Here is a 7,450-nt window from a genome sequence, read left to right as displayed (position 1 = left end):
ATGCGTGATTATTTTTATAACACTTGCAATGCTTTATTAGCAATATCTTTACGGTAAAACACATCTTTTGAATCTAATTTCTTCATCTCTGCATAAACTTGATCTTTCGCTTGAGCGATTGTGTCCCCTTTTGCACCAACTAATAGCACACGACCACCGTTAGTTCGCCAATACTCATTTTCGTATTTCGAACCTGCATGAAAAGTTAATGCTTGAGGGCTCAAATCTTCTAATCCTTTAATAGGTTTACCTTTTTCATATGAACTTGGATACCCTTCTGAAGCTAATACAACACCAACCACTGAATCTTGAGACCAATTTAATGCAACCGGTTTTTCATTTAGCACGCTTTCTATAATTTCTACTAAGTCTGATTGTAAGCGTGGTAGTATAACTTGTGCTTCAGGGTCACCAAACCTTGCGTTAAACTCGATTACTTTTGGCCCTTCTAGTGTTGCAATTAAACCAGCATATAAAAAGCCCGTAAAAGAACGGTTATGGTCAACTAACGCTTGAGCGGTTGGCTTTAGTATTTCTTGAATTGCCTGTTCATACACCTTTTGGCTAATTTGTGGGACTGGTGAGTATGCCCCCATACCGCCTGTGTTTGGACCTTGATCTTGATCGAAAGCTCTCTTATGGTCCTGGGACATAACCATTGGGTATACGTTAGTGCCATTAACGAATGCCATTAATGAGAACTCCTCACCTTCAAGGAATTCCTCAATAACGACACGACTTCCCGCTTCACCGAACTGCGCATCTCCTAACATTAAATCAACCGCTTGCTCTGCTTCCTTAACACTCATTGCAACAGTAACACCTTTACCAGCAGCTAATCCATCTGCCTTAATAACAATTGGAGCACCTTGCTGTTGAATATATCCTTTCGCTGCTTGTGGGTCTTCAAACGTTTTATGCTTTGCAGTTGGAATGTTGTAATCTTGCATAATTGATTTTGCAAAGTTTTTACTCCCTTCAATATAGGCCGCTTCTGCTGTCGGGCCAAATACTTTGAGACCTTCATTCTCAAACTTATTAACGATTCCGTCCATGAGCGGTGCTTCAGGTCCTATAATCGTTAAGTCTATTTGATGGGTTTTTACAAAATCGATTAACTGCTCATGCTGATTCTCTTCAATCGGTTCAACATGTGCTACATCCTTCATCCCATCATTTCCTGGTGCAACGACTACTTGATCTACACGCTCACTTTGGTTTAACTTCCAAGCTAAAACGTGCTCACGACCTCCGCGTCCAACGACTAACACTTTCATCTCAACACCCCTTTTCACCATGCCAAAAATTGTTAATTCGGCGATTTTGAGATTTTTTCGGCGAAATTTTGATTTTTTCGGCGAAAATTAAAATAATCCGGCGAATTTACATCATATTCCGGCGAACACCGAAAAAACTTAATGTTTAAAGTGACGGACTCCGGTAAATACCATCGCAATGCCATACTCGTTACACTTCTTAATCGAATCAGCATCACGCTTTGAGCCACCTGGTTGAATAATCGCTGTTATGCCTGCTTGATGTGCGGCTTCTACCGTATCATCCATTGGGAAAAAGGCATCTGATGCCATGACTGCACCTTTGGCTTTTTCACCTGCTTGCTCAATAGCAATATTGGCTGCTCCAACACGATTCATTTGACCGGCACCAACACCTATTGTCTGGTTTTCATTAGCAAGTAAAATGGCATTCGACTTCACATGCTTCATCACTTTCCATGCAAATTTCATATTCGTCCACTCTTCATCAGAGGGCTTGCGATCTGTTACGATGTCATACTGCATGTCACTTTCAAGATATCTGTCTTCATCTTGAATAAGTAATCCACCTGATACAGTGCTTAGCTTCTCTTGAGGTTCTCCTTGATGAACAGGGACTTGTAAAAGTCTAATGTTTTTCTTTTGCGTCAAAATGTTTAAAGCTTCTTCTGTAAAGCTCGGCGCGATTACAATCTCTAAAAATATTTGACTTAAGTCTTGGGCGACAACTTCATCAACTTCACGATTAAATGCGACAATTCCGCCGAAAATTGAAACAGGATCTGCATCATAAGCACGGTCATATGCTTCTTTTAACGTTCGGCCAATTCCAACACCACACGGGTTTGTATGTTTCACAGCAACAGCTGCAGGTTCTTCAAATTCTTTTACAATCGTTAAAGCACTATCAGCATCTTGAATGTTGTTGTAGGAAAGCTCTTTGCCATGTAGCTGGTTAGCGTTAACGAGTGAAGAGTTTTCGGCAAACGGATGTTTATAAAAAGCAGCTGATTGGTGAGGGTTCTCACCGTAACGTAACGTTTGCTGACGCTCGTATGTCACCGTCTTCGTTTCAGGGAACTTTTCATCCGCTTGCTCTGTTAAATAATCAGCCACAAGTGCATCATATTGAGCAGTATGCCTGTAAACTTTCGCGGCTAGTTTACGATTTAACTCTTCTAAAGAACTCGAATCACTTAAATGGTCAATAACGGTGCCGTAATCCGCTGGGTCAACAACGACTGTAACGTCTTGATGATTTTTGGCTGCTGCACGTAACATTGCTGGGCCACCGATATCAATGTTTTCTATAGCATCTTCAAACGACACACCTTCTTGCGCAACTGTTTCTTTAAACGGATATAAGTTTACGACAACAAGGTCAATTGTCTCGATCGCTTGTTCCTTCAACGCTGCCATATGATGATTGTCATCATGTTTAGCTAATAATCCAGCGTGAACATTAGGATGTAACGTCTTCACTCGACCATCTAATATTTCCGGGAAATGAGTTATATCAGAAATATTGATGACGTTTAATCCCGCTTCTTCTAAAGCTTTTTTAGTCCCACCGGTCGAGATGACGTCATAGCCTAACTCTGTTAACTGCTTTGTAAAATTGATTACACCTGTTTTATTAGAAACACTAATTAATGCGCGTTTATTTCCCAACTAGCTCATCCTCTCGTATGATTTTCGTTAATGTTTTGGGATAAAGTTCATGTTCAACTTGCCTGATCTTCTGTTGAAGTGTTTCATATGTATCTCTCTCTTCTACTTCTACAGCCTGTTGAGAAATGATCGGACCTGTGTCGACTCCTTCATCAATGTAATGAACGGTCACACCCGTTTCCATCACTCCAGCGTCTAACGCTTGAGCAATGGCATCCTTTCCAGGGAAGTTAGGCAATAACGAAGGGTGAACGTTTACGATACGATCTTCATAAGGCTTTAAAAGGGTTGGGCCGACAATACGCATATAGCCAGCGAGCGCAATCCATTCAATGCCGTGACTTTGAATAGCGTCCAATACAGCTTGCTCATACGTTACTTTGTCTTCAAAGCTTTTCGGCGATATACTTCGAGTAGGAATACCTAACCTTTCAGCTCGTTGTAGTGCGTAGGCATCGTCTCGGTCTGTCATTAATAAAACGACTTCATATGCTCCTGTTGACTGATTAACAATCGCTTCAAAATTCGATCCACTACCTGAAGCTAATACAGCAAGCTTCTTCATCATTTTGCCTCCCCCGTTAGTAACAGTTCGCCAGTTTCATTAACTGATCCAATGACGTAAGCTTCTTCACCCAATTCTTTAATGTGTAGCAATGCTTCATCAACATCTCGTCTATTAATAACAACAACCATCCCAATTCCCATATTAAAAACATTGTACATTTCACGTCGTGCAACATTGCTTTGCTCTTCAATAAATGTAAATATATCAGGCTTAGGAAATATTGTTAAATCGAGCGTCGCCCCTAAACCTTTAGGTAACATACGAGGGATATTTTCATCGAAACCACCACCTGTAATATGAGCGACACCTTTTACATCAACATGTTCGATTAATTCAAGAATTTGCTTTACATAGATTTTAGTTGGTGTAAGCAAAACTTCTTTCAATGGTGAAGTAAAAGGTGAATATACCGTATTTAAATCAAGCTGTTGTTCTTCTAATAACACTTTTCTCACAAGTGAAAAACCATTACTATGAATCCCGCTCGAAGGAAGTCCTATTAATACATCACCTGATTCAATACCTTCACCTGTAATGAGTTTACGCTTTTCTGCCGCTCCAACGACAAACCCAGCTACATCATACTCCTCAGGATCATATAGGCCTGGCATTTCAGCTGTTTCACCACCGATTAAAGCACAACCAGATTGTTCGCAACCATCAGCTATTCCTTTTACAATTTGCTCTATTTTTTCAGGGTTTGCTTCACCTAACGCTAAATAATCTAAAAAGTATAAGGGTTCAGCACCTTGTGCCACAATATCATTCACACACATTGCAACTGCATCGATTCCAATTGTATCGTGTTGGTCAGCCATGAAGGCGAGTTTTAACTTCGTGCCTACTCCGTCAGTTCCTGAAACTAATACAGGCTCTTCATAATTCAGTTGGGATAAGTCAAATAGGCCTCCAAAACCACCTAATGCACCGACGACACCTTTCCGCTTCGTGCGCTCAACATGCGACTTCATTCTATTAACTGCTTCATAGCCTGCTTCAATATGAACACCTGCTTGACGGTATGCTTCTGACATTAGTAACTCGCCCCTTGTTTAACGACTTCTTTAACTAATTGGTCTTTCTCATGTGGTAATACTGAATTTTCATAAATATCTGTCGGATAGTTTCCTGTGAAACACGCTAAACAATGACCACAATTTGGATTAGAATCGTCTCGACCAATCGCTTCGACCATTTCGTCAGTTGGTAAAAAGCTAATTGAATCGGCACCAATCTCTTCTCGAATGTCTTCAATAGAATTATTCGCTGCGATTAATTCAGATGACGTTGACGTATCAATTCCATAAAAGCATGGATGTTTAATCGGTGGAGAGCTAATTCTGACATGTACTTCTTTCGCTCCAGCTTCTTTAAGCATTGAGACAATTCTTCTTGATGTGGTACCACGAACAATTGAATCATCGACCATGACGACGCGTTTTCCTTCTACAATTTTGCGTACGGGTGATAACTTCATCCTCACACCGCGTTCACGCATCTCTTGCGATGGTTGAATAAACGTACGACCAACATATCGGTTTTTAATAAGACCAAGCTCATAAGGAATATTAGCCTGTTCTGCATAACCGATTGCTGCAGAAATGCTAGAGTCTGGGACACCTGTTACAACATCCGCTTCAACAGGTGCAATGTCAGCTAATTTCTTTCCAAGTCGTTTTCTCGAACTATGAATGTTTTCGCCGTCAACTTGACTATCAGGTCTTGCGAAATAAACATATTCCATCGTACAAATTGAGCGGTCCTGTTTGTCAGCAAATGTACTTGAGTGTAGTCCGTCTTGATCAATAACTAAATACTCACCAGGCTGAATTTCACGAACATATTCTGCACCAACGACATCAAAAGCACACGTTTCTGAGGCAACGACGTAAGAATCACCTACTTTACCTAAAGATAAGGGACGCATCCCTCTAGGATCTAAAGCTGCAATTAACTGATCTTCAAGTAACATAACAATCGCAAATGCACCTTCAAGCTGTTTTAGTGATGCTTTAATTCGTTCATGAGGCGGCTTCTTTCCGCCTTTTCGAATTAAATGAGCAATCACTTCTGTATCTGATGTCGTTTGAAAGATACTTCCCTCATCTTCTAACTCAGACCTTAGCTTCGTCGCATTCACTAAATTGCCGTTATGGGCAACAGATAATGAACCTGTGTGAGAGTGAAACAGTAGTGGTTGAATGTTTTCATACGATTTTTCGCCAGCTGTCGAGTACCTAACATGACCGATTGCACTATCGCCTGGTAACTGAGCTAAACGTTCTTCATCAAACACCTCAGTAACTAATCCATGACCTTTTGACTGTTCTAACATTTGGCCGTTAGAAACGACGATACCAGCACCTTCTTGACCACGGTGTTGTAAACTATGCAAGCCGTAATACGTCATGTGAGCCGCTTGAATATGATTGTAAACACCAAATATTCCGCACTCTTCGTTTAGCCCTTTGATTTCACCAAGCATGGAATAGCTCCTTTCCAATGATCTGTTAATGAATCGACATCTTCTTTAATTACGCTTTGTTCATTCCATTTAATATTTAACTCAGAATCATCTGTCACTTCGCCTACTAAATTACAATCAGAGACAACCTGTTCAAATTCTGCTTGATTCTCCTTAGCAACTGTTACGATAAATCGCGATTGCGTTTCGCTAAACATCTCGAGTAAATGCTCACCTTGAAGCGTGACATTTAAACCATATGAGGTAGTCATCACTTTCTCTGCAAGTGCAACAGCTAAGCCACCTTCTGATACGTCGTGTGCTGATTGCACTAAACCTTGTTGAATCGACTTCAATAATAGTTCTTGACGTTCTTTTTCAACTTGTAAGTCGATCTTCGGTGTAGCTCCTTCATATTGACCGAATAGATGCTTTTGAACTTCACTTCCACCAATCTCTTGTGTTGTCTCACCAATGACGTAAACTAAGTCGCCAGCACGCTGAACTTGTTGTTTCGTCATATGGTCAACATCGTGAATTAAACCGACCATACCAACAACAGGTGTAGGATAGACACTTGTGCCGTTCGTTTCGTTATAAAGTGATACGTTTCCACTAATGACTGGCGTGCTTAACTGACTTGCTGCTTCTGCCATTCCGTCAGTCGCTTTTTCCATCATCCAGAAGTTTTCTTCTTTTTCTGGATTACCAAAGTTTAAGCAGTCTGTTAAGGCTAATGGTTCTGCACCTGAACAAATGATATTACGAGCTGCTTCAGCAACCGCGATTTCACCACCTGTTTTTGGGTCTAACTGTAAATAACGCGAGTTACAATCTGTTGTCATCGCTAACGCTTTATTCGTCCCTTTGATGCGAATGACAGCTGCATCTGACCCAGGTGCGATTACCGTATTCGTTTGTACCATGTAATCGTATTGGTCATACACCCATTCTTTGTTTGCAATCGTAGGCGCTTTCAATAGATTGACTAATAACTCATTCGCATCTTTTACTTCTGGAAGTTCTAGATTCATAGACTGATTACGTTTAAAAGCTTCAGGTTCCTTTGAAGGTAAATGATAGACTGGCGCTTCTTCTGCTAGTGCATCGACTGGCATATCAGCAACAACTTCATTTTGGAAAGTTAAACGCAGCCTCTTGTCATCAGTAACCGTTCCAACTTCAACAGCTTCAATACCATACTTCGATACGATATCTTTAATCTCTTGTTCGCGGCCTTTCTCAATAACGACAAGCATACGCTCTTGTGATTCAGATAACATCATTTCATATGGTGTCATGTTTTGTTCACGTTGTGGAACTAAATCTAAATTCATTTCAATTCCAGTACTTGCTTTACTAGCCATTTCACTTGCTGATGACGTTAAGCCAGCAGCACCCATGTCTTGGATCCCGACTAATGCATCGGATTCGACTAAATCTAAACAAGCTTCAATTAATAACTTCTCC

Annotated in this window: 6 protein-coding genes; all 6 read right to left on the bottom strand. The window is 40.7% G+C overall.

Translation table 11 applies throughout. From position 1 onward, the window contains the following. Window positions 1-14 precede the first annotated feature (14 nt). The gene (gene purD / locus A194_RS0112945; protein ID WP_017187252.1) at window positions 15-1,277 is read right to left on the bottom strand and encodes a phosphoribosylamine--glycine ligase; all 1,263 of its coding nucleotides are present in this window, start codon (window positions 1,275-1,277) and stop codon (window positions 15-17) included. Window positions 1,278-1,415: 138 nt separating this feature from the next. After that, complete coding sequence (gene purH / locus A194_RS0112940) at window positions 1,416-2,948, bottom strand: bifunctional phosphoribosylaminoimidazolecarboxamide formyltransferase/IMP cyclohydrolase (RefSeq protein ID WP_017187251.1); 1,533 nt, start codon at window positions 2,946-2,948, stop codon at window positions 1,416-1,418. After that, a complete protein-coding gene (gene purN / locus A194_RS0112935; RefSeq protein WP_017187250.1) occupies window positions 2,938-3,513 on the bottom strand; it encodes a phosphoribosylglycinamide formyltransferase in 576 nt (191 codons plus the stop codon). The genes purH and purN overlap by 11 nt, the downstream gene beginning before the upstream one ends. Then, window positions 3,513-4,550 carry a phosphoribosylformylglycinamidine cyclo-ligase gene (gene purM, locus A194_RS18490; protein WP_017187249.1) on the bottom strand — a complete coding sequence of 346 codons (1,038 nt, stop codon included), beginning with the start codon at window positions 4,548-4,550 and terminating at the stop codon, window positions 3,513-3,515. The genes purN and purM overlap by 1 nt, the downstream gene beginning before the upstream one ends. Continuing rightward, window positions 4,550-6,001 carry an amidophosphoribosyltransferase gene (gene purF / locus A194_RS0112925; protein WP_017187248.1) on the bottom strand — a complete coding sequence of 484 codons (1,452 nt, stop codon included), beginning with the start codon at window positions 5,999-6,001 and terminating at the stop codon, window positions 4,550-4,552. The genes purM and purF overlap by 1 nt, the downstream gene beginning before the upstream one ends. Beyond that, a partial coding sequence (gene purL, locus A194_RS0112920; RefSeq protein ID WP_017187247.1) for a phosphoribosylformylglycinamidine synthase subunit PurL occupies window positions 5,977-7,450 on the bottom strand: 1,474 nt, incomplete at its 5' end. The genes purF and purL, both read right to left, overlap by 25 nt.

The organism is Alkalibacillus haloalkaliphilus C5 (assembly GCF_000269905.1).
Taxonomy (GTDB): Bacteria; Bacillota; Bacilli; order Bacillales; family Alkalibacillaceae; genus Alkalibacillus; species Alkalibacillus haloalkaliphilus_A.
The sequence above is the reverse complement of the archived record's forward strand: the minus strand, read 5'-3'. Positions and strand labels throughout refer to the sequence as shown.